The organism is Streptomyces sp. NPDC127108 (assembly GCF_042677545.1).
Taxonomy (GTDB): Bacteria; Actinomycetota; Actinomycetes; order Streptomycetales; family Streptomycetaceae; genus Streptomyces.
Genome location: NZ_JBHXTE010000039.1, coordinates 60401 through 85275, shown reverse-complemented (window position 1 = coordinate 85275; position 24875 = coordinate 60401). Strand labels below are relative to the sequence as shown.

Sequence of the window (24875 nt, the reverse complement as noted above, 5' to 3'; positions counted from 1 at the left end):
GTTTCATCGTGTGGTCCGCAGGCGGCGGAGGCACATGAGGCTGCATGCCAGTTCGAGCAGGCCCTGATGAAGGTCGGCGCGTCGTTCGTAGCGAATTCGGAGTCGTTTGAACTGGTGCAGCCAGGCGAAGGCCCGTTCCACCACCCAACGGACTTTGCCGAGCCCTGAGCCGTGGGCGACGCCGCGTCGGGCGATCATCGGCTTGATGCCGCGCTTCCACAGCAGGCGGCGGTATTTGTCGAAGTCGTAGCCCCGGTCGGCATACAGGTGCCGTGGCTTACGGCGAGGCTGTCCTCGTAGCCCCCGGATCGGCGGGACCGCGTCGAGCAGCGGCAGCAACTGGGTGACGTCGTGGCGGTTGCCGCCGGTGAGCGTGACGGCGAGCGGAGTTCCGTGCCGGTCGACTATCAGGTGGTGTTTGGAGCCGGGCCGGGCACGGTCGACTCGCGAGGGGCCGACGTGATCCCCCCTTTGAGGGCCCGGACATGCGAGCCGTCAACAGCGCAGTGTTCAAGATCCAGCAGGTCGGCGCGGCGCAGCTCGGTCAGCAGGGCTGCGTGCAGGCGCGGCTAGACGCTGGCCTCGGTCCAGTCTCGCAGGCCACGCCAGGCCGTCACCCCGGAGCAGCCGACCGTTTCGGTCGGGACATCACGCCAGGCGATGCCAGTCCGCAGTACATACATCACCCCGGTGAGAGCCGCCCGGTCGGGAACACGCAGTCGCCCGAGGTGGCGGCGGCGCCGCTCAGGAGCGGGTGGCAGGAGCGGAGCCACGCGTTCCCACAAGTCATCCGGAACAAGATCAGCACGCACCCGGACACTTTGCCGACCAAGATCGCTAGATGCAAGACCTGCGGTTCAACTCATTCTGAAACGCTCAGTAAATAGCAAGGTCAGCCATCCCCGCCCATCCAGCCGCAGAAATCCGGTGGACGCGGCAGGGACACTGCTGTCATGGCCGTTACCCAGCAGCTCGCCCGCATCCCCACGGGGTATCTCGCCGCCTGCCGCCAGTCCGCCAGCACGTCACCGGACCGCGATCCGCACTGGGATCCACCGGCACACGACATGCTGGACCTGGACTGGGCACCAGCGCTGCTGGAACGCGTCGGTGAAGTGAGTGGGCTCCACCATGCCCACCTCGACGCTCTGCGCCAGGCCACAGAAGGCGACACCGCACTGGACCTCGCCTTCCTCCATGCCCACCCCTACGCCATAGCCCCCTTCGAGACCGCCCCCACCGCCCTGAACGTCTCCCAAGTCGCACGCATCTCCGCACTGCTTGGCCAGATCGACACGCCCGCACTTCTCGCCGCCCTGCCAGCCGACGACCGTGACGCCGCATCCTTGATCGGCCACGGAGCCGACAACATCACCGGCGGCCTGAGTACGTACCTGCTGAAATACTTCAACGCCTTGCGCGACTTCTACCGCGGCGCAGCCGAGCGCCACCTGCTCGTCGTGCTCTGGTGGGACTGACCCGCGAACCCGCGCCCTGCGGGCGGTGTGGAGAGCCCGTCGCACGCGGCAGGCACGGGGTGTTCAGCCGGCATGCATCCGGTGCTGGACCCACCGGCCCATGAGGAGTCCGCCGACCGAGCGGCTCAACCCCGCGGCCGTACCCGTCGGTGGAAGGCGTCGACCATGGCCACCGCCTGGGCACCGACCTGACCCCACAGCCGTACCGGGCCCGCCGCCTCGCGCAGGAGTCGCTCTTCACCGACTACCGCATGCGGCCGCCCTGGACCCTGTGCCCCTCCCCCACAGACCCACGGCAGGCCGCCGAGTGGCTGCAGTGGTCGTCAGCAAGTCTGGAAGGCCTCGTCTTCAAGCACCTCGGGCAGGCCTACCTGCCCGAGCTCAGAGAATGGAGGAAATACCATCCGCGGCACAGCACCGAGGCCGTCATCGGCCCCGCGTTCCAACCGAGAGGCCGGGCACTGCCCGCAGGGCTGCGGAGCCGACCGCTACTCGGCCGGATCCTCCTCCCCATGCCGGACGGCAGCCTTCACCGCCTGCTCGAGTTCGCGGCGCGTCATGGTGACGTCGTCACGCGCGGCGTATGCGGTGACCGCTGCCTGGAACTTCTCCGCAGCCGAGCGCCAGGCGCGCCCTTGCGTGTCGTACACGTCGCCGTCGAGCCCGGCGAACTGCGCGCGGGCCTCTTCAGCGGAACGTTCCAGCTTGATCAGTTCATCGGGGAGGTCTCCATGTGAGCGGTCGCGATTTTGGGCTGTGGCGGATACTTCGTGATGGATCGACACAGACGCGTTCTTGGCCCCTGCAGATGAGGGTGCTTGGTGAGGAGAAATCCTCTGGTGGCGAGCTGACGTACTGGGTGATGCTGCGGTTGTGATCGAACGGGATGACGCGATACGCATCGTTGAGGAACACCTGGAGTGTGGCCATCAGGCGTGGGGTACCGCTGGGGCCGAACAGTTCCCGCGCAACGGGATCGTCAGCGTGGTCGAGCACGAGCTGGCCTGGAAGGTCTATGTCCAATCCGAGGAGTATGCGCGAACGCGCAATGCAGCCGCGATGCTGGTGGGACACGGTCCGTATCTGGTCGACCGCGCCGACGGCGGGCTCCACTTGATCGGAGCCGTCTCCGAGATCGAGGGGGCATGGGAGGACGACTACCGCGGCCGTATCCGAGGGCTGCCGGTACGCACTCCGATGGATGACCTCCACGACGAGCTGCGGACGGCAGCTGAAACAGCGGGCGGGCGCATGGCCGCCGTCCGTGCCCTTCGCCGGAAGGTGACCAGGCTGTCCCCTACACATGCCCTCGCCTATGTCACCGGGCTGCTCGCGGGCGAAGTGCCAGCACACCTCCTGGCTGTTGCTAACAAGGAGCTGGTGAAGCCCCTCGACCGTGTACTGGCCGTACGTACCTACGGCGTTGATGCCGACTTCTGAGTTGCTACGAGCCGAACCCACCGACGGCACGTGGCTGGCTTCGGTGGCTTCCGGTCCGGGTGTATGCGTCGCCGTTTCGCAGGCCAGCGCGCCTGCGAACTCAGGTCAGCGACAGCCCCACCCGTTCGGCAGAGGCAGGACATCACGGTAGCTGGGCGAAGCCCGGGACCGGACGGACATCAGCGGGAGGAACGTCTTCAGCAGCGGGCCTCGCCAGCGGAATTCAGCCGCGTGGCAACGGTCTTGGTTCTCGAGGGTGTAGAGGCTTTCAAGCTGCTGGGGCTCGCCTTTCCGGGTGCCAGTCTGCCTCGGGCCAGTCGTGTTCCTTGAAGTCGTCGGGAACCTTTCCGCATGGGGCGTAGACGTTGATGAACAGAGTCGTAGTCGAGATGTTCCACTCAACGTCGATCTGGTCACCGCTGTCCGGGTTTTCGAATCGGAAGCCCAGCTTGCGGAAAGTTGTCCCTGTGCGATCGCGGTCCTGGGTGAGTTTCCATCCCTGCTGTATCAGCCGCTGGCGCACGCGCTGCTGTGCGTCTCGTGCCGCGGCTTCCGGGATGTCGGGCACGCTCCAGTCGAGTCCGAAGCTGCGGACGTCGCCCCGTGCCTGGTCAATGTGGGCGATGCCCCTCAGGCCCCGGTAGTAACAGGCGCCGGTACCGACCCGGCCTGCGTCCGCGACGTACTTGCCAGGTAGTGCGAAGTCGTCGTAGATCCCGTCGGAGCGGACCTTGAGCCGTTGCGCGACAGCATCGGGGTCGGCTGAAGGGTACGGTGCGCCGTTCCACACGGAGTTCCCCGCCACCACGGCACCGACTGTCAACGTGACCAGTGCGAGCCCTGTGTCGGCATGCAGGACCGACCGCCCGGAGGTCCGGGTGTCACGTACAGAGGTCTTCAACATGCCAGTGACGTTAGGTGTCGGCATGGTGCGGCACATGAGTAGCAGTACCCAGGTTAGCACCGGTGGCATTGGTCGGGGTGGAGCTGGCGCCACTCGGCCCGCTCTGCCGTTCCTCGGCCTTGAGAAGGTCCTCGGCCGCCTTCGGGACGGGCTGCCTCAAGTGCCCTCAGGCGGTCCACGGCCATCCGCTCGTCGTCGGACAGTGCCGGGTCTTCTGGCGAGGTCGAGATGGGCCGACAAGCGAGCGCCGGCGGCCGCGCGGAGTGACGGCGGGGACTTGGCCCCCCAGGTGCGGGCAGTAACGTCGGGACTGCTTCGCTGCGGAGGGACATTTCCGCAGACGCTGCCGCCGTCGAGGACGACCACCAATACCACGGTCGGAGCCCCGCGAAGGGCTCCCCCTATCCAGGATGAGCAGCACGCGACGGCCCCTTGGCCAAGGGCCCGACACCACGATCCCGATCCGTGATACCCGCACCCGCACCGCGGTGAGCGCGCCGCCGATCGGGAGGGAGACTTCCCTGTGGCGCTTGGTCCCGGTGAGGCTCCCTATCGCAACCGCGAGTTGGCCGAGCACGCGCCCGATCACTGTCCGAGCGGAAGGCGAGCCCGCTCACCGAGCGGGGGATCCGGCCGGGTGCCCCCGTGGCTTACGGCGCGGCTGCCTTCGGCACGCGGGAACGGACCTCATCCGCCACCAACCGCGCGGCCCCGTCCGCCTCACCACCGACCAGCCGCGTCCGGGTCAGCGCGAACGACAGGCCACGCTCACGGTCGGCGAAGGCGATACTGCCGCCACTGCCGTGATGGCCGAAGGCCGACCGCCCGCCGCCCATCTCCGGCAGCCCCAGAAAGTAGCCCAGGCCCTTGGCGAAGCGGCCCAGGAGCATCCGGTCCCTGCCCTGGACGGCGACCGCGGTGATCTGCTCCAGGCGCTGCGGTGAGATCAGGCGTACGCCGTCGACCTCTCCCAGGAGCGCCGCATACAGGCGCGCGGCGGCACGGGCGGTCGTGGTGCCGCCCGCCGGGATGTCGGCCAGCAGGTGGTCACGGCGGTTGGCCAGATCGGCGGTCGTCCACACACTCCGGTTCGGCACGACGAAGCGGCGGAAAGGCACAGAGGCAGGCAGGTCCTCCAGCCACGCGGCCCAGTTGCCCTCCACCAGTGGCGCGATGCGGGGAAGTTCCGCGTCGGGGACGCCGAAGTACAGTTCGTCCGCCACACCGAGCGGCTCCGTCACGAAGGTGCGCAGCGCCTGTGCCGGGGTGAGGCCGGTGATCCGGCGTACCGGCTCGCCCAGGATCCAGCCGAACGTCCAGCCGTGATAGCCGCTGTCCGAGCCCGGCTCCCACAAAGGCTCCTGGTCCGCAACGAGGGCACACATCGTGTCCCAGTCACACAACTCGGCCGGGGTGATACCGGGCGGGAGCTGTGGGATGCCGATGCTGTGAGTCAGGGCGTCGCGCACGGTGGCCCGGTCCTTGCCATGAGCGGCGAACTCCGGCCAGTAACGGGCAATCGGAGAGTCGTAATCGATCAGGCCACGCTCGGCGAGTACATGCACGAGGGTGGTCATGAAGCCCTTGCCGGTGGAGAAGCTATGGATCAGCGTCCCGGGCGTGAGCGGGACCGGAACAGCCGGACCGGCCGGAGCAGCCGAGCCGGCCGGAGTATCCGGCGTGGCTGAGGCAGCTGAAGCGCCCGGAGTGTCAGGCCCCGGTCCGGGCACCTGGCCGCTGAGCGGGACGTAGGTGCCCGCGCAGGCCGAGACGAACTGCTCCCCGTCCACGTACACCGCAGCCTGCAAACCGCTCTCCGCGCCGGACTCCACAAGGCGGTGCAGGAGACTGTCGACCCGGGCCTGCACCTGCGCACTCACGTCGCGACTCACCCCAGCATCATGACACCGACACCGCCCCACAAACGCAGACAGAGACACGGACACGGACACGGACGGAGACGAGCGGGAGTATCCGATGTACCCGGCCCGATTGACCACGCCATATCAGGACCGCTTCTCCAGCGCAGCCACCCAGTGGTCAAAGCGCTGGGGATCGCGCACAGCGCCCCCGACAGGCCCTCCACAATCGCCGCGTTGAACTCGCAGGCGTCCGGAGCACCAGCCGTCCGGGCGCAGCGTCGGCTCAGTCTTTGCCGGCTTGTGCAGTCAACTGCCGTCAGTTCCCCGGGCGGGCCGGCGCTCACCGTTCAGGCGTCATCGTCCAGCTTCTCCACCACTCGGACGGAGATCTCTGCCAGGGTTCGAAGCTCCGCCGCGGTGACATGGTCCAGGAAAAGCGATCGGACGGCCTGTACGTGCAGGGGGGCCGCCGCCGCGATGGCCTCGCGTCCTGCATCTGTGATCACGGCGAAGGCGCCCCGCCCGTCCTCCCGGCAGTCCTCCCGCACCACCAGTCCCCGCTTGATCATGCGCGTGATGTGGTGGGACATCCGGCTCTTCTCCCATTCCAGTGCCCGCGCGAGGTCCTGATACCGCTGACGGCCGTCCGGCACATCCGTCAGGTTGACCAGGACCGCGTAGTCCGCAGCCGCCAAGTGGGATTCCGTCTGCAGGAGATGTGACAGGCGGCCCATCAGCCGCTCATGCACGCGGACGAAACTCCTCCACGCGTGCTGTTCCTCCGCCGTCAGCCAGTTCACCCCGTCAGTCACGAGGTCGAGTGTAGTGAACTGGTTGACGCGTCATCGGACCGGCTGGGTGTGGGTTCCGGCGTCGCAGCGCGACGGGGCGACGTCTTCATCTCTGACGGGCTGAACAGCCGGGCCATCTGGTCCAGTTGGGCGGCCGCGTGATGACCAGGGCAAGGGGCGGCCCCTAATACCGGGACCGCCCCGCCGTTACACCCCGGCCGTCTCGGCGACCGGGGTGTTCAGGAGCTGCTGCTCCCAGGCCGTCGCTATCCCGGTGGCACCCGTGTGCTCCAGGGCCGCCTTCTGGTCCTCCGGCGTGATGCGATCCGTCCTCGCCCAGTCACGCTGCCACTCGCTCATCACGGCCAGCCAGGTGATCGGCACGACCCCGGCCTGGATCATGCGCCGCACCGCCATGTCGTGCGCCTCGGCCGACACGCCTCCGGAGGCGTCGGTGATGACGTAGACGTCGAAGCCTTCGCCCGCCGCCTGGATGGCGGGCATGGCCACGCAGATCTCCGTCCACAGACCGGCGATGATCAGCTTCTTGCGTCCGGTGGTCTTCACCGCGTCCACCACGACCTGGTCCTCCCAGGTGTTGATGAAGGTCCTGTTGATCGGCTTCTGGTCCGGAAAGACGTCCTGCAACGGCTGGATCAGCAGGCCCCCGCGATCCTCCACGACCGTGGTCAGGATCGTCGGGACGCCGTATCCCTTGGCCGCCTTGGCCAGGCCCACGACGTTGTTGGTGACCATCATCGGCTCGTGGCTGTGAAGGTTGGCGAACTGGTACGGCTGGTGATCGATGAGTACCAGGACGCTCTCCTCGGGGGTCAGCAGGGCTTCGAGGCCGGCCTTCGGCGACGTGCTCATGGAGATCTCCTCAGGAGTGCGGGGCGCGCACAAACCAATTTGGTTGACGCGTCATCTTTCTATATGACACGTCAACTATCTGTCCAGCGCTGCCTGTTCAGGGCGCCGCAACCGAACAGATACAGGCACAGACACGGGCGCGGGCACCCAACAGCTCAGAGGTGGAGCTGCCGGGGCGCGGTCCAGCCCCGGGCAACGCCCGGGTACGGACCGCGGAATACGGTGGAGGCGCCCGGCTGGGGAGAGGACGCGAAGACGTGGATGTGTATGAGGCCGTGGACAGCCGCCGGGCCGTCCGGGCCTTCAGCGAACAGCCCGTCCCCAGGGAGGTACTCGAACGAGTACTGACCGCAGCGACACGGGCCCCGTCCAGCGGGAACCTCCAGCCGTGGCACGTGTTCGTCGTGACCGGCGAACCCCTGGCCGGACTGAAGACACGCGCGACGGCCAGAGCACTGGCGCAAGACCCCGGGGACGAGCGCGACTATCCGATGTACCCGACCCCATTGACCACGCCGTATCAGGACCGCTTCTCCGCCGCGGCCGCCCAGCGGTACCAAGCGCTGGGCATCGAGCGCGACGACCCCTACAGGCCCTTCAAGATCGCCGCGTTGAACTCGCAGGCGTTCGGGGCACCGGTCGTCCTGTTCTGCTACCTCCACCGGGCAATGGGGCCCGGGCAATGGGGCGACGCGGGCATGTACCTGCAGACAGTCATGCTGCTGCTGAGAGCCGAAGGACTGCACAGCTGCCCCCAGGTGATGTGGACCATGTACCGCAAGACCGTCAGCCAGACCACCGGAGCCGACGACGATCTCATGCTGTACTGCGGTATCTCCGTGGGATACGAGAAGCGAGGCGCCCCACGACTGCGTACCGGACGGGCCGACATCAGGGAAACGGTGAGCTTCGTCGGCACATGACCGCCCTTGGTGCTCCGGCCGCAGATCGTGATCATGGATGCAGAGGCAGCCGGCCGGTAGCCTGCCGAGGTGTCTCAGCCCTGGAATGAGCAGCAGCTGATCGAGGACGGTTTCGAGCGCGCGTACGCCGTCCTGGACTGGTACGACGGGCCCCGTAAAGGACTCGCGGTCATCAACGGCATCCCGCACTACTTCGAGGGCTGGGACTACCACCCGGCCAACGCCGCCGACGAGTACGACGTGTGGCCCGCGAGCGAGGCGGCAGTGGCGATGGAGCGCGAGCAGTGGGCGATCTACGTCAGGTACGAGATCTCCGACGCCGGGAGGGACGAACATCCGGCGAACGGAGGGGTCAATGCCCGCTACGACGAACTGGAAGTACTCCTCGCGCCGCACCGCCAGCCACCCAACCATGTCCGGCGGCTTGCGGGCGAGGTGCGCTTGGACGACGGGGACCGCTACCGGCTCGACGGCGGCGACCTCTGGATGCGGTGGCGCCCGAGCAGCGAAGCCTCCCTCGCCGCGCTCGGTCCCGAATGCGAGGGCCTGGCCCTCGACGGTACGGGCAACCCGGCCGACGGGACCCCGAACGGACTGCAGCAGGACCAGGGCTGACTGTTGCTCAGGTCCGCGCCACCTGAGGCACCGGTGTCACCAACGCCCGGAAGCCCTCCACACAGCAGGTGACCGACCGCCCGTGCGAGGCAGACCCGGCCCGCACCGGGATCCGCCGCACGCGCACATACTGCAGCGAGGCTGACCGACGAGCGTCGTGAGCTCAGTCGTGCGCTCGTGAGAACTCCGAGCCAGCAGACCGCCCCACTCGGAGCACCCCGTCGAACAGGCCCCGAGAGGCTTCCCCTCTGGCATGCGGCAGGACACTGGCTGGCAGCATGGTCAGGACACTGGCCCGCGCCCGTCCCGCATCCCCTCCGCGAACGCGCGCGCCGCCTCCACGTCCCCGGCGTCCGGCCGCTGCTTGTTGATGCCGCCGACGATCTTGAACGGGGCCCAGGTGTCGAACGCCCTGCACGAGAAGCTCCCGTCCACCTCGTACCCCTTGCCTTCGAGGACCTTGACCAGAGGGCGGGTGAACGGCGCCACCGGCAGCTCGGGAAGCCCACTGGTGGCGAACACGAACGCCCGGCCCCGCCCGGCGGGAAGCGCCTTGACGAACTCGGTCAGGTGCGGGTGGAGCCTGCTGTAGAAGACACCCGAACCGAAACCCACAAGATCAGCCCCGGCCAGCTCCGCCGGGTCGGCCTCCTCCGGGGAAACGACCTTCGCGCCCAGCACCTGGGCCATGCTGTCGGCAACCCGACGCGTATTGCCATGCGACACGGACGCACACACGATGACGGCCTTCATCCTCACGATCCCCTCTCTCGCCTTCCGCACTGAGACACGGAAGCGGCGTCCAACGTGACACCCCTGGAGCGTGACGACCGCCACACCACAGGGGCGGGGTTTGCCCGCACCCACGCACGACGTCTTCGCGCCACGTTCCCCCCGCCCCCGCCCGCCCGATCTCCCCGACACTTTCCCGGCGTTCCCCCGTTGTCCCCAGCGACCGACACCGCCCGCCCACCTCGCTGAGGGGCGAGCAGGGAGAACAGAGCCGTCCGGTTCACCGCTTGTGCGGTGCGGTCCGGAACCCGCAGGTTGGCCTTCCACCCGACGGAAAGGTTGTGATCGTGACGTCGCACGGCAGTCGCGCCGTGGTCCTGGGCGCGGGCATGGCCGGGATGCTGGCCGCGAGCGTCCTGGCAGGACGGGTCGACGAGGTGGTGGTCGTCGACCGGGACCGCATGCCGCGCGGAGCGGACCCGCGCCGGGGACTGCCGCAGGCACGGCACGCGCACATGCTGATGTCCGGCGGCGCACGCGTCATCGAGGCGCTGGTCCCCGGCACGGTCGAGGCATGGCTGGCCGCGGGCGCGCGGCGCATCGCGGTGACGGAGGAGATGGTGCTCCTTGGCGCCCAGGGCTGGTTCCCGCGTCGGCCGGGGCCGCATTTCCTCATCTCGTGCACCAGGGACCTGCTCGACGCGGTGGTGCGCGAGCGCGTCCTCGCCCTGCCCCGGGTGGCGCTGCGGGACGGCACGGAGGCGGTGCAGCTGCTCGGTGACGCGCGCCGGGTCGCCGGGGTGGTCGTACGGGACACCGGCACGGGCGGCGTCGAGGACCTGGCGGCGGATCTCGTCGTCGACGCCTCGGGCCGCGGCTCGCAGTCCGGGCGCCACCTCACCCGCCTCGGGCTGCCCGCCGTCCGCGAGGAGACCGTGGACGCCGGGCAGGTGTACGCCACCCGGCTCTTCCAAGCGCCGTCGGGCACCGAGCGCTTCCCCTTGGTGAGCCTCCAGCCCGACGCGCGCTCCGGCGGGCCGGGGCGGATCGGCGTGCTGCTGCCCGTCGAGGACGGCCGGTGGGTGATCACCCTGGCGGGCACTCGGGGGGCTGAACCCACCCGGGACGCCGACGGGTTCGAGCCGTTCGCCCGGCGCCTGCGCGACCCCCTCCTGGCCGACCTGATCGCCCGTGCCGAGCCCCTCACCGATGTCCACCTCACCCGCGCCACCGCCAACCGGCGCCGCCGCTTCGAGCGGCTTCCCGACACGCCGGACGGGTTCGTCGCCCTCGGCGACGCGGTCGCCACCTTCAACCCCGTTTACGGGCAGGGCCTTTCGGTGGTCGCGCACGGCGCGGCCGCCCTCGACCGCGCCCTGCGCGAGCGCCGGGCCCACACGGCGGGCTTCGCCCGGCACGTCCAGCGCTCGGTGGCCCGCGCCACGGGGAGCCCCTGGGACCTGGCCACCGGCGAGGACCTCAACTACCCGGCCACCATCGGCAAGAGCCCGCCACCCACGGCCCGGCTCCTGCGCGGCTACATCCAGCGGCTGATGCGGTCCGCGACCGGCAACCAGGCGGTCCTGCGGGCCCTGACCGAGGTCATGACCCTGTCCGCGCCCCTGACCCGCATGGTCAGGCCGGAGGTCCTCGTCGGCGTGGCCCGGGGCCCCGGCCCGGACGCGCAGCGGGGCCCTTCGATCACGGCGGAGGAGCGCGCCCTGTGCGGACTCGACGGGCGGCGCTGACTCGACGGACGGCCTCGAACCGGGCGGCGGCACGGCCCGCGTGGCCCAGGGGCCTGTCCGATGGGTCGGCGCGGCGTCACGGGCCCATCGGACAGGCCCCTGGGTTTCTCTGCTGCGCTCCTCGCTCCGTCGCCCGCCGACTCCACGGAACCCCGCGCCGGTACCGCAGTCCGTCCCACCTGACCGGTGGCATCCACCTCGGCCTGTCCGCCCCGGTGTTCGTCTGAAGCCCGCATGTGACCGCTGGCAGGAGGACTACGTCTTCTGCGTCAACCAAGGCTTTGGAGGGGCCACGGAGAGGACTGACAGTCGGTGTGTTCCGCACCGCGCCCCCGGCTACGCGGCACTGGGTATTGTTCCGCCGGGGTTCGACCGGGCGGTGGGTCCGGTCAGGAGGGGGAATCGTGGCCACAAGTGGTGAGCGTGCGCGGATCGTTCCGACGGAGGACGGGCATCGCGTCACACCCGCCGAGCTGTTCTTCGACCTGGTCTTCGTGTACGCCATCACACAGGTCACCGCGCTCATGGCAGCCGACCCGACCCCGCTGCGGCTGCTCGGCGCGGGCGTCGTGCTCGCGCTGCTGTGGTGGTGCTGGTGTTGTTTCGCGTGGCTGGGGAATGTGGTGCGAGCCGACTCCGGGGCGGTGTTCGGGGTGCTCGTCGCGGTGATGGCCGTGGTCATGGTCGTTTCGCTGGCCGTGCCCGACGTGTATACGGACGCCGCCGGCGGGCTGCCGGTGCCGCTCGTCTTCGTACTGTGTTACGGGGCTGTGCGGGTGCTCCATCTCGTCACGTACTGGATGTCCGCCCCTGATGACTCGGTGCTCCGGGCCACCTTGCGGCGGACCGCACTGCTCTCCGTGGCGCCGCCGTTCGCCTTGCTCCTGGTCGGCTGCGCCTTCAGCGGCCTCGCGCAGGTGCTGCTCTGGCTCGGTGCCGTGGCGGTCGACTACTTCGGGATCTACCTCGTCGGTGGATCCGGCTGGCGCGTGGTCTCACCGGAGCACTTCTCCGAACGGCACGGGCTGATCGTCATCATCGCCCTCGGCGAGTCGATAGTCGCCATCGGTGTGGGCGTGTCCGGGTTCACTCTGACCTGGCCCGTACTGGGAGCGGCCGCGGTGGGGCTGCTCGTGGTGGCGGGGTTGTGGCGGTTGTACTTCGGGCGGGTGAGCGCTGCGGCCGAGCATCGGCTCGCGGCGTTGGGCGGTGACGACCAGACCCGCTTCGCGCGTGACGTCTACACCTTCCTGCATCTGCCGCTCGTCGGTGGGGTCGTGCTCACCGCGTTGGGGATGAAGAAGGTTCTCAAGCAGGTCGCCGACACCGGGCATTACGACCTGTCCGAGCCGTTGCACGGGGTGGTGGCCTGGGCGCTTCCCGGCGGTGTGGGGGTGTTCCTGGCCGCCGCCGCGGCGATCTTGTTGCGCACCGCCGGGCAACGGTCCGTGCCGCTGATCGCCGGCAGCACGTTCTGTCTCTGCGCGGGGGTGGTGGTCGCGGAGGTACCGGCGCTGGTTGCACTTGTGGTGTTGGCGGGGGTGGTGGCGGGGGTGCTCGCTCTGGAGGGGCAGCGGACCGTGAGCGCGAAACCTGCGCCGCCTCAGGCGAGTTGACCTCCGGTGAGTTGACCTCCGAGGGCCGTGAGGCGGCACCTTCCGGAAAGAAACACCAGGTCAGTGGCGTAATGCAGTGCCCTCGGCAGCACCAGGCAGATGGGAGCCATTGCGGAGTACGGCCTGAGTGTCGGACATGCCTTCTATGATCCGCGTCATGCGTGAGTTCTTCATGGCGGGTGGACGGAAGCTGTCGTACCTGGACTTCGGTGGTCCGGGAAGACCGCTTGTGGTCCTGCACGGGCATTACAACGAAGCAGCGGCTTTCGCGTCGCTCGCGGAGGTCTTGGCGTCGCGGTGGCGGGTGCTCGCGCTCGATCAGCGCGGGCACGGCGAGTCCGACCGTGCCGCCAGGTACGAGCGCGAGGACTACGTAGGCGATGTCGACGCCTTCCACCGGCATCTGGGGGTCGGCCCCGTGGCGGTGCTGGGTCACTCACTGGGTGGGGTGAACGCCTACCAGTTCGCCGCCCGGCACCCCGACAAGGTCAGCAAGCTGATCGTGGAGGACATCGGCGCGGTCGTCGACTGCGACTGGTCGTTCACCACGCGCCTGCCCTCTCCCGCGCCGTCCCGAGAAGCACTGGTCACAGCCCTGGGTGCGGCGGCGCCGTATCTGGAGTGCTCGTTCCGGCAGAAGGACCAGAGGTGGGGCTTCTCGTTCGGCATCGACGACACCGTGGCGTCCCAGAAGGCGCTCAACGGGGATCACTGGGGCGACTGGACAGCGGTGTCCTGCCCCACCCTGCTGATCCACGGGACACGCAGCGACGAGTTGGCGGCCGAGCACGCCCGGGACATGGTCGCCCGCCGCGGCGGACAGGCCCGCCTGATCGAGCTGGCGGCCGGTCACGTCGTGCATCACGATGCTCCGGAGCAGTTCGCTGCCGCGGTCACCACGTTTCTGTCTGCTGCCGATGACGGCGCGGAGGACAAGGAGGATCTCAGGGGCTGGGAGGCATCGGTCAGTTCGCGGTGATCGGCCTCGGTGTGAGTGATCAGTCTCCCTGGGACCAAGCGGCGCTCGGCAGGGACAGGTAGACGCCGAAGTCGACGATCCCGGTGGCGGCGCGGACGCCCGCGTGCAGCGCATCCACGCGCTCTTGGCGGTTGGCTTCCCTGCTGGCGGACCACTTCGACTTGATCTCGATCACCACCGCGAGGCCACTGCGGTCCAGCGGGCCCAGCGGCCGGAAGCGAATCTCGACATCCCCGGGTTGCAACTCGCCGTCGTACGGCTCCTCGGGGCACTCCACAGCCAGGGACACCAGATGCGGCAGCACCGAGCCGAGTTCGCGTAGCTGAGGCTCGGGCACCGTGGGCGCGTAGGTCACTTCGACAAGCGGCACCCTCAACACCCTAGCTGAGTGAAGCGTTGCCCCGAGGGGGCAAATTCGGGTGGCCCTCGCCGCCTGCGCGCAGACGGCGAGGGCCTCGGGGAGCAGTGAGCCGGGCCCGCAGGGACCGGGGCGGAGGCTAGAGCACGCGGCCGGTGAGAGGGATCGGGGTGAGGCGGCCGATGGCGGCTCGGCCGTCGGTGTGGGTGCCGGGGGCGGCTCCGGGGAGTGCGCGTACGGGCAGGGTGTAGAGCAGGGTGCTGCGGTCGGTGTCGCCGGTGTTCAGGTGCGGGTTGGATTCCACGACCAGGACGCGGCCGCCGTCCTCCAGATGGGCGTCCAGGTTCCCGGTGACGTGCGGCTGGACGAAGTAGTAGCCGTAGGAGGCACCACCGGTGAACTCGAAGCCCGTCGGAGCGGTGAACCGCTGCTGGATGATCCCGGGGCTGACGGGCTGGTCGTTGAGCGAGCGCAGTTCCACGTTGAACGTGGCGGCGGCGCCCGGGGGCGCCTCGGGCACGGTTTCCTGGCTCACCCGCAGCGCCGTCTCATCGTGGGCGGTGCCGGTGACCTCGGCCGTGATCTGGACGGGCGCGTGTTTGCCGACGCTCGCCGAGCCGTCGCTGTACCGGCCGGGCGCGGCCTGCTGCTCGGCCTGCAGCCGCAGGGTGTAGACGAGTGGGGCGGTGTCCTGGTCGCCGGTGTTGACGTGCGGATTCGCGTTGATGGTCAGCGTCTTGCCGTCGGGTGAGATCTCGAAGTCGTCCAGGTTGCCGAGGATCGCTCCGTGGACGGTGGTGTAGTAGCCGTAGCTCGGTTCGCCGGCGAAGACGAAGCCCGTGGGTGCGGTGTAACGCTGGGCCAGGACACCGGGGTTGACGGGTGTGCCGACGGGGGCGTCATAGGTGACGTTGAACTTGACGAACTGGCCGGGCGCGGCGCTGGGCACGTTCTCCTGGCGGATGGTGAGCGCGGTCTCGTCGGTGACCGGATCGGTCGCCACCACGGTGACGGGCAGGGTCACGACGTTGTTCTTGAGGTTGAGTTCGGCCGCGTACTGGATCTCCAGCGTCGACTCGTACGTACCCGGGGGTGTGGTCTTCGGCGCGATGGCCCGGAAGACGCCGTCGAGGGACCCCACGAAGGCTTCGAGGCGCTGGCCGGGGAAGGTGCGGGTGAGCCGGTTGCCGGTGGTGCCGGGCGCGCCGACCAGGCCGTCGGCGAGGGTCAGGACGACGGTGACCTGCTGGCCGTCCACCGCCGATGGGCCGTTGTTCCTGATGCGGGCGCCCAGGTCGAACTCCTGGCCGCGCTGCACCGTGTGCGGGACGACCACTTCGCCGTACAGGTCGGCCACCGCGGGGCTCGGCTTCACCGCCTGTCCCGCGCCGAACACCTTGCGGATCCGGCGGCCCGCCTGCTCGGAGATGTAGAGAGCGCCCTGTGTGTCCAGGGCCAGTGCGACGGGCTCGTGCAGTTCGGCCTCGTACGCGGGGATGGACTCGACCGTGCCCCCTCCACCTCCCGCCGCCCTGTGGATGATCCCGTCGGAGCTGACCTTGCGGACCCGGTTCGCGCTCTCCTCCGCGATGAAGAGATTGCCCGCGGTGTCCACCGCCACCGCGTAGGGGCTGTTGAGGACCGACCCGATGGCGGGCTGGCCGTCGCCCTTGAGCTCCTTGCCGTACACCCGGCCGGCGACGACGGAGATGGCTCCCGCCGATGTGACCTTGTAGACCTTGTCGTTGAGGTAGTCGGCGATGAAGACATTGCCCGAGCCGTCCACGGCCAGGCCCTTGACGTAGCCGATTCCGGTCCGGTTGGCGGGTTTGCCGTCGTCCACGTTCCAGCTGCCGCCCGCCACCGGGGAGATGATGCCCTCAGGGGTCACCTTGCGCACGTACTCCTGTTGGCTGCCGCCGCTGTGTGCGATGTAGAGGTTCCCCTGTGCGTCCAGGGCCAGGGCGTGCGGGGTGCCCACACGGGCCTGGAGGGCGGGGCCGGTCTCGTCACCGGGGTAGCCGCTCTCGCCGTTGCCCGCGAAGGTGGTGATGATGCCTTCGGGATCGACTTTGCGCACGCGGTCGTTCATGAACTCCGCGATGTACACACTGCCGTTGCTGTCGACCGCGACCCCGGTCGGGTTGTACAGCCTCGCGTCGGTAGCGGGGCCGCCGTCGCCCGCGAATCCGGAACTTCCGGTGCCCGCGAAGGTGCTGATGGTGCCGTCGGGGGTGACCTTGCGTACGCGGTGGCCCCTGTAGTCGGCGATGTACAGGTTCCCCGCGCCGTCCACGGCCACGCCGTTCGGCTGCTGGAGGGTTGCTTCCCGTGCGGGACCGCCATCCCCTTCGGAACCCGACTCGCCGGTTCCCGCCACGGTGATGATGGTGCCGTCCTGCGGTGTTGCGGGCGCTGTCATGGTGTCTCCTTCGAAAGGAAGCTGACTGTCGCGCTACTGGGACGAATTCGCGCTGTGCGGCCTCTCCGGGGATGGGGGAACCGGCTCATGTCGTGGCGGCCACCTCCACCTCCCGCGTGGTCTTGGTCCAGCCGGTGTGGCCGCGCACCATCCGGAACAGGGCGCGCCAGGCGCACAGGAAGGACAGGTAGTTCATGACGACGAAGGAGTGGCCGAGGAGCAGGGCGCGGGCCGGGCCGACCTCCTTGTCGCGGCGCAGGTAGGTGAAGGAGGTGACGAGGGCCGGGGCGAAGGTGAGGAGGTACCAGGCGACGAGGTTGGCCGGCCACTTCAGCCACGTGGTGTTGAGGGCCGTGACCCGTCTGCCGCGCAGGACGAGGACGTTGGGGCTGCGGATGAACCAGATGAGGCAGTACTGGAAGAGCAGGGACCAGGGGAGGTCGAGGACCCAGGGGACGAGGAGGTAGGCGAACATCTCCAGGGCCGCGAGGTGGCGCATGCGCGGTGCCCGCCAGATCTCGCCCATGCGGGAGATCGCGGTCATGTGGCCCTGGTACCAGCGGGTGCGCTGGCGGATGAGGCGGCGCAGGTCGCTCACGCCCTGCTGGTCCACGGAGGCGTGGGCGGTGGTGCGCAGCCGCCAGCCGCGCACGGCCAGGCTGATGGCCAGGTCCAGGTCCTCGGTCAGGGACTGGGACCAGGGGCGTTCGCCCAGGGCGTTCAGGGCCGTCAGGCGGGTGAACTGGCCGTTGCCGCCGAGGCTGACGGTGGAGGTGAGGTTGCGGCCGAACTGGGTGACGGCCGCCATCGCCCAGAACTGGTAGTCCTGGAACCAGGTCAGGAAGTTGCCGCGGCGGTTGCGGATACGGACGCCCAGCTGGACTCCGCCGACCCGGGGGTCGTCGAAGAGCCGCAGGATGTGGCTGAGCGCGCGGTCCGAGAGGCGGCCGTCGGCGTCCATGACGCAGACGATCGCCTCCGCGGGGTCCTGGCCGCGGGCCGCGACGCGCTCGCGGATCAGTCCGATGCCGTGGTTGAGTGCCTCGCCCTTGCCCTCCCGGGCTTGGGGCAGTTCCCGCCGCAGCACCACCGCCTCACCCTCGCGGCCCGCGGCCCGTGCCTCGTCGCCGGACTGCCTGGCGACCTCGCCCGTGGTGTCGTCCGAGCCGTCGTCGACGACCACGACGGTGGTACGGGGCCCGAGCAGTCCGGTGACCGTGGTGCCGATCACCGACTCCTCGTTGAGGCAGGGAAGGAGGACGTAGAGGTGGCGGTCGTCGCGGCGGCCGAGGTGCGGGTTCCCGTACGCGGTGTCGCCCTGCACCCGTAACTTCGTTTTCTGGCGGCGCAGTTCGATCATGCCCGCTCCCATGGCGAGGGCGAGATAGCCGGCGGACATGCCGATGACGGTGCAGCCGATGGCGTCGACGGCTTTGAGCAGGGCGCTTTTCACGGGCGGATCTCCTGTTTTTGATGCCCTGTCAGGTGGGAGGGTTCTTGATGTCCTGCCAGGTGGGGGGTAGCGGCGGGGGTGGGGTGCGGGCGGTCCGGCGCGGGCGGGCGGAAGCGTGGCGGCCGGGGCGCCGCGGTCCCGGGGGTGGGTGGCGCGTGTTTCCTCCCGGTCGACCTCCGCTGGATCTCCCTGCCCACGAGGAAACCGGCGGGCAGCGCCGCCGCGCCGATCGCCGCGAGCAGGGCTCCGCGTCCCGCGCCGAGACCTGCACCTTCCCGGGCCGCCGCCATGGCGCCGACCAGCGGCAAGGTGAATCCCACGTACATATCGCCGCCGTACCTCCGGCCAGGGAAGAGCGCGAATAGTGTGCAGGTCCAGGGGCGGCCCACTCTCGCCGAGAAGCCTGCCGCTGGCCAGACCGCGCACTTCGCCCGTGCGGCATTACCAGGCGGTTTCGCGCCGACCCCGGGACAAGCGGATTTCTCCGTTCTCCAGGCACACCAGGAGTTTCCCGTTCCCCCGTTGTGAACGTTACCGGGATCCAGCCATTCGCTTCGCGTTGCGGCCGTTGCACACGTCGCATACCCGGAGTTACTTTCATCGGCGGGTCGCGTTTCCCGAACTCGGGTAATCGGTGCCCATTTCAACTTCCGCGCCATTTTGTGATCTTTCATTTTGCCGAGCGACGGACGGTGATCCTGTGCGCCATCTCCTCATTCGTGATGCCGTCGAGATGAAGGTCAAATTCCCCGCACGCCGGACAGGAGCCCTGGCGCGTTGAGCGGCCGACAGCGCATCGCGATAATCGTGGGCACCCGGCCCGAAGCCATCAAACTCGCCCCCGTGGTCCAGGAGTTGAGACGTGCGCCCTGGGCGCTGCCGCTGCTGGTGACCACCGGACAGCACGGCTCGGTGGTGCGGGACACCCTTGCCTGCTTCGGGCTGCGCGCCCAGGTCGAGCTGACCCTGCCGACGGGCGCGCACTCGGTCACCGAGCTGACGGCAGGCCTGCTCAGCGGCCTCGACAAGGGGCTGAGCGCGCCCGCGGCGCACGCCGTCATGGTGCAGGGCGACACCTCATCCGCCCTGGCCGGCGCCATGACCGGGTTCTTCTCCTCGCTGCCCGTGGTGCACGTAGAAGCGGGGCTGCGCTCCGGCGACCTGCGCAGCCCGTTCCCGGAGGAGGCCCACCGTCGCATGATCGCCGAGGTGAGCGCCCTGCACCTGGCACCCACCCACGCCGCCCGCCGGAACCTGGTCGCCCAGGGCGTGCCGCCCGAGCGCATCGTGGTGACCGGCAACACCGTGATCGACGCGGCCGTCTCCGCGAGCCGCCGCCCGCCCGCGGATCGCGATCCCGCATTCCGCCGAATCGAACAGGATTCCGCTCCGCTGGTTCTGGTGACCGCCCATCGAAGAGAGAACTGGGGAGATCCGATCCGGCGTATCGGAGCGGCGGTGGCGACTCTCAGCCATCAATACCCGGAAGTCAGCTTCGTGGTGGCGGCACACATGAATCCATTGGTCCGTACCGCGCTCGAGGATTCCTTGCGCGGCCGCCCCAACGTGCGCCTGCCGGGCCCCATTCCGTACGACACCTTCGCCCGACTCCTTGCCCGTTCCGTACTTGCCATCACGGACTCTGGCGGAATTCAGGAAGAGGCGGCTGCTTTCGGCCTTCCCGTTCTGGTGACCCGCGACAACACCGAGCGCACCGAGGGGATCGATTCCGGGCTCGCCCGCCTTGTCGGTACCCAGGAAGCGGAGATCGTCGCGGCGGCCGAAAAGGAACTCGCCCGTGAGGGCGCCTTGCTCGGCGATCTGAACCGGCCGTTTCCGCAGCGCAATCCGTACGGCGACGGACGGGCGGCCCGGCGCTGTGCGGCCGCCTGCGGCTGGCTGCTCGGCGAACGGCCGAAGCCGGTCGAGCTGCCCGAGCAGACGTGATGAGCGCCGCAGCACCCTTGCCGCCGGCCGCCGGCCGTATCGGCTGAACTCGCCTGCCTCGCAGCAGAAATGGGGTATCGACAGTGACAACCGCGCACGCGCCCGAACCGGACGGCACCATCACCACGGTGGTGGGCAGCGGTCGGATCGACTATCTGCCCGGCATCGGCCAGGCCACCTCGGCCCAGCTCTCGTTCCCCTGGGGGGTGGCGGCGGACGCCCAGGGCAACGTGTACGTCGCCGACAACGCGCACCACACCGTCTACAAGGCCACGCCGAGCGGCGTGCTGAGCGTGGTCGCGGGCAACGGCACCGCCGGATACAGCGGCGACGGCGGCCCGGGGCCCGCCGCCCAGCTCAACCAGCCGCTCGGGACCGCGGTGGACGCCCAGGGCAACGTGTACTTCGCCGAGTGGTCCAACCACCGTGTCCGCAAGGTCACTCCGGCCGGGGTCATCACCACCGTCGCGGGCAACGGGCCCGGCGGATACAGCGGCGAGGGCGTCCAGGCCACGTCCGCGCTGCTCGCCTACCCCGCGGACGTGGCGGTGGACGGCGCGGGGAACCTCTACATCGCCGCGAACGACCACCACCGCGTCTACAAGGTCACCCCGGCCGGTGTCCTGACCACGGTCGCGGGCAAGGGCACCGCGGGCTTCAGCGGCGACGGCGGACCCGCCACCGCCGCCCAGCTCTATCACCCCCGGGCCGTGGCGGTCGACGGCGAGGGCTCCGTCTACATCGCCGACCAGGTCAACCACCGCGTCCGCAAGGTCAGGCCGGACGGGGTCATCACCACCGTCGCGGGCAACGGCCCCGGCGGATACAGCGGCGAGGGCATCCAGGCCACGTCCGCCCTGCTCAACCATCCGCTGGGGGTGGCGGTCGACGCCGCGGGCAACGTCTTCATCGGCGGCAACGAGCAGCACCGCGTGTACAAGGTGGACCCGAAGGGGATTCTCACCACGGTCGCGGGCAAGGGCAGCGGCGGATACGGCGGGGACGGGCTGCAGGCCGTCGCGGGGCAGGTCTACCACCCGCGCGGAGTGGCGCTGGACGGCCAGGGCAATCTGTACCTCGCCGACCACAGCAACCACCGCGTCCGCAAGGTGACCGGAGTCGCCCGTGCGGCCACTCCCCCGCCGCCGGCGGCCGACCTGTACGGAGACGTGGTCCGCCCGCATTCGGTCCAGCAGAGCCGGGAGTTCGACCTCGGCGCCCGCATCAAGAACCGTGGGCCGAACCCCGTCGGCGGGCAGGACGTGACCGTCGTACTGACCCTGGCCGACGGTCTGACCGGCGGGCCCGGCACCGGACGACGCCTCACCCGCACCTTCCCCGGCGCCCAACTGGTGCCGAACGAGGGCTCGTTCGACGGAACCTTCCGCATCACCGCACCGGCGGACACGCCCCCGGGCGTCTACACCTCGACGCTGGAGATCCAGTACGGCGGCGAGCTGAACCTCAAGGACAACGCCGTCAACCTGCCCGTCGTCGTCGTCGCGCCGGAGGCGGTCGCGGACGAGACGGTCCTGGACATCCACCAGGAGACAGTGCCCGACGCGGCGCCCGGCCAGGCCACCAAGTTCAACGTCGTCTACTCCTCGCCGACGGGTACACCGGTCAACGCCGGTGTCATCACCCAGCGCTACACGGCTCCTTCCGGCTTCGAGTTCGTCGGGCAGCCGACGTACGGCTACTACAGCACGATCCACGGGGTCATCACCGGGAACCTGGACAAGTACCGCATCGAGGGCGGCGGCCAGACCCTGGTCATCGAGGCCAATCCGCACGTCAACACCACCGACAGCGACACCAGCCCGCTGGTGTACACCCTCGGGATCAGGGCCCAGGCCGACGCCGAGCCCGGTCTGCGGACGGACGGCAGTGCCGCCATCGGCAAGCACCCGCCCGTGCAGATCGCCGCCAAGGTCACCGGCGGCGGGCACGACGAGACCGCGCTGCGGGTCGAGCAGGAGACCGTACCCGAGGCGAAGCCCGGCGGGACGACGACGTTCAACATCGAGATCCGGTCGCTGAACGATGTGCCGGTCGACCCGGGCCCGATCGTCCAGACGTTCACCGCTCCCACCGGCTTCGCCTTCACCGGCGGCGCCTCCTACGGCTACTACTACGTCAAGCCGCCGGTCACCGGGAATCTCGACACCACCGTCCAGGACGGCGGCAGGACGCTGGTCATCGAGACCGACCCGCACGTGAACACGGGCACCACGGACCGCACCGCGCTGCTCTACACCCTCTCGGTGCGTGTGCTGCCGGACGCCAAGGCCGGTACGTACGACGACGGCAAGGCAGCCATCGGGCGACTGGCCCCCGTACCGCTGACCGGTCACGTCCTCTGATCCCGACTGATCCACGACAGGAGCGGCAACCATGACGACCAGCACCAGCACCGGAGCGGGCCCTCAGCCCGCAGGCCTGCTCGAAGGCGCCATCGCCACGGTGGCGGGCAACGGCGCGGCCGGATACATCTCCGACGGCGGGCCGGGCGCGCTGACCCGGGTGCATTACCCCAGCAACGTGGCCGTGGACAAGAACGGCAATCTCTTCATCGCGGACCGGCACAACCACCGCATCCGCAAGGTCACCCCGAACGGCGTCATCACCACCGTCGCGGGCACCGGCGAGGCCGGATACATCTCCGACGGCGGACCCGCGGTCGCCACCCGGCTCTATTACCCCGGTGATGTGGCCGTGGACGAGGCGGGCAACCTCTACATCGCGGACACCAGCAACCACCGTGTGCGCAAGGTCACCACCAACGGCATCATCACCACCGTCGCAGGTGACGGCACCGCCGGTTACATCTCCGACGGCGGACCCGCCATCGCCACCCGGCTCAACACCCCCTGGGGGGTGGCCGTGGACCGCAGCGGGAACCTGTTCATCTCCGACCACGGCAACCACCGCATCCGCAAGGTCACCCCGAACGGGAACATCACCACCGTCGCGGGCAACGGCACCGCCGGATACGTCTCCGACGGCGGACCCGCCATCGCCACCCGCCTCCACTACCCGCTCGGGGTGACCGTGGACCCCGAGGGCAGTCTGTACATCGCGGACCGGCACAACCACCGCATCCGCAAGGTCACCCCGAACGGCATCATCACCACCGTCGCGGGCAACGGCACCGCCGGATACGTCTCCGACGGCGGACCCGCCATCGCCACCCGCCTCCACTACCCCTGGGGCGTGGTCCTTGACGAGGCGGGCAGCCTCTACATCGGCGACAACCACAACCACCGGGTCCGCAAGGTCACGTCGGACGGCATCATCACCACTGTCGCGGGCAACGGCACCGCGGGGTACGTGGACGACGGCGGCCCCGCCGCGGGCACCCGCCTGTTCTACCCGTACGGGATAGCCCTGGACCGCGCCGGCCACCTCTACATCGCCGACTGCAACAACCACCGCATCCGCGGCGTCACGTCCGTCGCCCAGATGACCCCGCCGACTCCGCCCGCCGCCGACCTGTTCGGCGAGGTCGTCAGCCCCTACCGGGTCCAGCGCGGCCAGGAGTTCGACCTCGGCGCGCGCATCCGCAGCCGCGGCCCCAACCCCGCCGACGGCAAGTCGGTGACCGTCGTACTGACCCTGGCCGACGGCCTGGTGGGCGGGCCCGGCAGCACCGGCCGACGGCTCACCCGCACCTTCACCGGTCAGCAGCTGCTGCCCCACGCGGGCACCCTGGACGGTGTGTTCCGGATCAGCGCGCCGGAGAGCACCCCGCCGGGCACCTACACCTCCACGCTGGAGATCCAGTACGGCGGCGACCTCAGCCTGAGCGACAACACGTACACGCTGCCGGTCACGGTCGTCGTGCCCGCCTCCGTGGCGGACGAGACGGCGCTGACCATCTTCCAGGACACGATCCCCGAGGTCGCGCCCGACCAGTACACGGCCTTCAACGTGAAGTTCACCGGCCCCACCGGGCAGCCCGTCAACCCCGGCACGATCAACCAGCGCTTCGTTGCCCCGAGCGGCTTCGTCTTCTCGGGCCACCCCACGTACGCGTACTACGAGACCATCCACGGCGTCATCACCGGGAACCTCACCCACCGCATCGAGGACGGCGGCCGGACCCTGCTCATCACGGCCAACCCGCACCTCAACACCACGACCAGCGACACCGGTTCGCTGATCTACACCATTCCGGTGCAGGCCCGCTCCAACGCCCTTCCCGGGCAGTACGACAACGGCTCGGCCAGCGTCGGCCGGCACACCCCTGTCCAGCTCTCCGGCAAGATCATCGGCAGTGCGCAGAACGAGACCGCGCTGCGCATCGTGCAGGAATCGGTGCCCGACGCGGCGCCGGGACAGAGCACCACGTTCAACCTGGAGATCCGCTCGCTCAACAACCAGCCGGTCAACCCCGGCACGATCGAGCAGCGCTTCACCGCCCCCACCGGCTTCGCCTTCACCGGCGGCGCCTCCTACGGCTACTACTTCACCTCGCCGTACGTGACGGGGAATCTGGAGGCCCGCCTCGAGGACGGCGGCAAGACGCTGGTCATCTCCTCCAACCCGCATCTCAACACCGGGACCACCGACAAGACGGCGCTCATCTACACCCTCGGCATCCGGGCCCTGCCCGACGCCCAGAGCGGCACCCAACCGGCCGACGGGCAGGCCGCCATCGGCCGGCTCACACCCATCGCGCTGTCCGCGCGGGTGCGGTGACACCACCCCGCAGAGCGCGCACCTCGATCTGAG

19 protein-coding genes and 2 pseudogenes are annotated in these 24875 nt (G+C 69.4%); 11 read left to right on the top strand and 10 right to left on the bottom strand.

Annotated features, from left to right (window positions below; genetic code table 11):
* Positions 1-3 precede the first annotated feature (3 nt).
* A pseudogene (locus ACFVHO_RS29260) lies at positions 4-812 on the bottom strand (IS5 family transposase).
* A gap of 141 nt (positions 813-953) precedes the next feature.
* On the opposite strand from ACFVHO_RS29260, the gene ACFVHO_RS29255 reads away from it, so the two are divergent.
* The gene (locus ACFVHO_RS29255) at positions 954-1478 is read left to right on the top strand and encodes a DUF1877 domain-containing protein (protein ID WP_385720913.1); all 525 of its coding nucleotides are present in this window, start codon (positions 954-956) and stop codon (positions 1476-1478) included.
* A gap of 488 nt (positions 1479-1966) precedes the next feature.
* Here the strand turns inward: ACFVHO_RS29255 and ACFVHO_RS29250 are convergent, their stop codons facing one another.
* The gene (locus tag ACFVHO_RS29250; protein ID WP_385720911.1) at positions 1967-2263 is read right to left on the bottom strand and encodes a hypothetical protein; all 297 of its coding nucleotides are present in this window, start codon (positions 2261-2263) and stop codon (positions 1967-1969) included.
* 88 nt (positions 2264-2351) lie between these two features.
* Between ACFVHO_RS29250 and ACFVHO_RS29245 the strand changes: the two genes are divergently transcribed.
* A complete protein-coding gene (locus ACFVHO_RS29245; RefSeq protein ID WP_385720908.1) occupies positions 2352-2918 on the top strand; it encodes a YrhB domain-containing protein in 567 nt (188 codons plus the stop codon).
* Between the two features lie 268 nt (positions 2919-3186).
* Here ACFVHO_RS29245 and ACFVHO_RS29240 read toward each other — a convergent pair whose 3' ends face one another.
* Together ACFVHO_RS29240 and ACFVHO_RS29235 are read right to left on the bottom strand one after the other, a co-directional pair.
* Complete coding sequence (locus ACFVHO_RS29240) at positions 3187-3822, bottom strand: hypothetical protein (RefSeq protein WP_385720905.1); 636 nt, start codon at positions 3820-3822, stop codon at positions 3187-3189.
* A 650-nt stretch (positions 3823-4472) separates the two neighbouring features.
* Positions 4473-5714: a serine hydrolase domain-containing protein gene (locus ACFVHO_RS29235; protein WP_385720902.1), complete on the bottom strand. Its 1242-nt coding sequence runs from the start codon at positions 5712-5714 to the stop codon at positions 4473-4475.
* Positions 5715-5778: 64 nt separating this feature from the next.
* On the opposite strand from ACFVHO_RS29235, the pseudogene ACFVHO_RS29230 reads away from it, so the two are divergent.
* Positions 5779-5951 (top strand): annotated as a pseudogene (locus ACFVHO_RS29230) (nitroreductase); the annotation flags it as partial.
* A gap of 80 nt (positions 5952-6031) precedes the next feature.
* Here ACFVHO_RS29230 and ACFVHO_RS29225 read toward each other — a convergent pair.
* A complete protein-coding gene (locus tag ACFVHO_RS29225; RefSeq protein ID WP_385720900.1) occupies positions 6032-6496 on the bottom strand; it encodes a MarR family winged helix-turn-helix transcriptional regulator in 465 nt (154 codons plus the stop codon).
* A gap of 186 nt (positions 6497-6682) precedes the next feature.
* Complete coding sequence (locus tag ACFVHO_RS29220) at positions 6683-7348, bottom strand: hydrolase (RefSeq protein WP_385720897.1); 666 nt, start codon at positions 7346-7348, stop codon at positions 6683-6685.
* A gap of 257 nt (positions 7349-7605) precedes the next feature.
* On the opposite strand from ACFVHO_RS29220, the gene ACFVHO_RS29215 reads away from it, so the two are divergent.
* Positions 7606-8271: a nitroreductase gene (locus ACFVHO_RS29215; protein WP_385720894.1), complete on the top strand. Its 666-nt coding sequence runs from the start codon at positions 7606-7608 to the stop codon at positions 8269-8271.
* Positions 8272-8340: 69 nt separating this feature from the next.
* Positions 8341-8886, top strand: coding sequence for a hypothetical protein (locus tag ACFVHO_RS29210; protein WP_385720892.1), 546 nt, complete (start codon positions 8341-8343; stop codon positions 8884-8886).
* A gap of 282 nt (positions 8887-9168) precedes the next feature.
* Here the strand turns inward: ACFVHO_RS29210 and ACFVHO_RS29205 are convergent, their stop codons facing one another.
* Positions 9169-9639, bottom strand: a complete 471-nt coding sequence (locus ACFVHO_RS29205) for a flavodoxin family protein (RefSeq protein WP_385720889.1) — start codon at positions 9637-9639, stop codon at positions 9169-9171.
* A gap of 326 nt (positions 9640-9965) precedes the next feature.
* Here ACFVHO_RS29205 and ACFVHO_RS29200 point away from each other — a divergent pair, with 326 nt between their 5' ends.
* The 3 genes from ACFVHO_RS29200 (at position 9966) to ACFVHO_RS29190 (ending at position 13961) form a co-directional block, all read left to right on the top strand.
* Positions 9966-11366 (top strand): FAD-dependent monooxygenase, encoded by a 1401-nt coding sequence (locus tag ACFVHO_RS29200; protein WP_385720887.1) that lies wholly within the window; start codon positions 9966-9968, stop codon positions 11364-11366.
* Positions 11367-11770: 404 nt separating this feature from the next.
* Entirely contained in the window at positions 11771-12982 is a 1212-nt protein-coding gene (locus tag ACFVHO_RS29195) for a low temperature requirement protein A (RefSeq protein ID WP_385720884.1), read from the top strand.
* Between the two features lie 136 nt (positions 12983-13118).
* On the top strand, positions 13119-13961 hold the full coding sequence (locus tag ACFVHO_RS29190) for an alpha/beta fold hydrolase (RefSeq protein ID WP_385720955.1): 843 nt from the start codon (positions 13119-13121) through the stop codon (positions 13959-13961).
* A gap of 19 nt (positions 13962-13980) precedes the next feature.
* Here the strand turns inward: ACFVHO_RS29190 and ACFVHO_RS29185 are convergent, their stop codons facing one another.
* The 3 genes from ACFVHO_RS29185 to ACFVHO_RS29175 form a co-directional block, all read right to left on the bottom strand.
* The gene (locus ACFVHO_RS29185) at positions 13981-14331 is read right to left on the bottom strand and encodes a hypothetical protein (RefSeq protein WP_385720882.1); all 351 of its coding nucleotides are present in this window, start codon (positions 14329-14331) and stop codon (positions 13981-13983) included.
* 127 nt (positions 14332-14458) lie between these two features.
* Entirely contained in the window at positions 14459-16741 is a 2283-nt protein-coding gene (locus tag ACFVHO_RS29180; RefSeq protein WP_385720879.1) for a hypothetical protein, read from the bottom strand.
* 85 nt (positions 16742-16826) lie between these two features.
* Positions 16827-18194, bottom strand: coding sequence for a glycosyltransferase (locus ACFVHO_RS29175; protein ID WP_385720876.1), 1368 nt, complete (start codon positions 18192-18194; stop codon positions 16827-16829).
* A gap of 777 nt (positions 18195-18971) precedes the next feature.
* On the opposite strand from ACFVHO_RS29175, the gene wecB reads away from it, so the two are divergent.
* The 3 genes from wecB (at position 18972) to ACFVHO_RS29160 (ending at position 24842) form a co-directional block, all read left to right on the top strand.
* Positions 18972-20141, top strand: coding sequence for a non-hydrolyzing UDP-N-acetylglucosamine 2-epimerase (wecB, locus tag ACFVHO_RS29170; RefSeq protein ID WP_385720873.1), 1170 nt, complete (start codon positions 18972-18974; stop codon positions 20139-20141).
* 83 nt (positions 20142-20224) lie between these two features.
* The gene (locus ACFVHO_RS29165; RefSeq protein WP_385720871.1) at positions 20225-22504 is read left to right on the top strand and encodes an NHL repeat-containing protein; all 2280 of its coding nucleotides are present in this window, start codon (positions 20225-20227) and stop codon (positions 22502-22504) included.
* 31 nt (positions 22505-22535) lie between these two features.
* On the top strand, positions 22536-24842 hold the full coding sequence (locus ACFVHO_RS29160) for a hypothetical protein (RefSeq protein ID WP_385720869.1): 2307 nt from the start codon (positions 22536-22538) through the stop codon (positions 24840-24842).
* Positions 24843-24875 lie beyond the last annotated feature (33 nt).

Bases quoted from the DNA above. Each gene is read 5' to 3' on its own strand.
- ACFVHO_RS29255 (WP_385720913.1), top strand. From the start codon at position 954: ATGGCCGTTACCCAGCAGCTCGCCCGCATCCCCACGGGGTATCTCGCC.
- ACFVHO_RS29240 (WP_385720905.1), bottom strand. From the start codon at position 3,822: ATGTTGAAGACCTCTGTACGTGACACCCGGACCTCCGGGCGGTCGGTC.
- ACFVHO_RS29220 (WP_385720897.1), bottom strand. From the start codon at position 7,348: ATGAGCACGTCGCCGAAGGCCGGCCTCGAAGCCCTGCTGACCCCCGAG.
- ACFVHO_RS29205 (WP_385720889.1), bottom strand. From the start codon at position 9,639: ATGAAGGCCGTCATCGTGTGTGCGTCCGTGTCGCATGGCAATACGCGT.
- ACFVHO_RS29190 (WP_385720955.1), top strand. From the start codon at position 13,119: ATGCCTTCTATGATCCGCGTCATGCGTGAGTTCTTCATGGCGGGTGGA.
- ACFVHO_RS29180 (WP_385720879.1), bottom strand. From the start codon at position 16,741: ATGACAGCGCCCGCAACACCGCAGGACGGCACCATCATCACCGTGGCG.
- ACFVHO_RS29160 (WP_385720869.1), top strand. From the start codon at position 22,536: ATGACGACCAGCACCAGCACCGGAGCGGGCCCTCAGCCCGCAGGCCTG.